Below are 534 nucleotides of genomic sequence, written 5' to 3'. Positions count from 1 at the left end.
TATCTTCTGAAAAAGTAGAACAAATTTTAGGAGCGCCTAGAAATAGAGATAAGTACGAGCACAATGATGTGGCTGGTGTAGTAACTGGTTTGGCTTGGACAAGTGTTGGAGGTGATATTTTATTTATAGAATCTATTTTATCTAAAGGAAAAGGAGTGCTTTCCATTACAGGAAATTTAGGAACTGTTATGAAAGAATCTGCTACTATTGCCATGAAATACATCAAATCGAATGCAGAAGAATTCGGCATCAATCAGGATATTTTAGATAAATACAATGTGCACATTCACGTTCCAGAAGGAGCCACTCCAAAAGATGGGCCAAGTGCAGGAATAACCATGTTGACATCTTTAGTTTCGACTTTCACTCAAAGAAAAGTGAAAAACAAATTAGCCATGACTGGCGAAATTACGTTACGTGGAAAAGTATTGCCTGTTGGCGGAATAAAAGAGAAAATATTGGCAGCTAAAAGAGCAGATATTAAAGAAATTATACTTTGTGAAGACAACAAAAAAGACATTCTTGAAATTAAAG

General features: G+C 35.2%; 1 protein-coding gene. It reads left to right on the top strand.

All coding sequences use genetic code 11. From position 1 onward, the window contains the following. On the top strand, positions 1 to 534 hold a 534-nt coding region (locus IU405_RS07805; RefSeq protein WP_317193358.1), incomplete at both ends, for a S16 family serine protease.

This window comes from Polaribacter sp. BAL334 (assembly GCF_015767435.1).
Lineage (GTDB): Bacteria > Bacteroidota > Bacteroidia > Flavobacteriales > Flavobacteriaceae > Polaribacter.
This window is presented reverse-complemented; position numbering and strand designations above follow the sequence as displayed.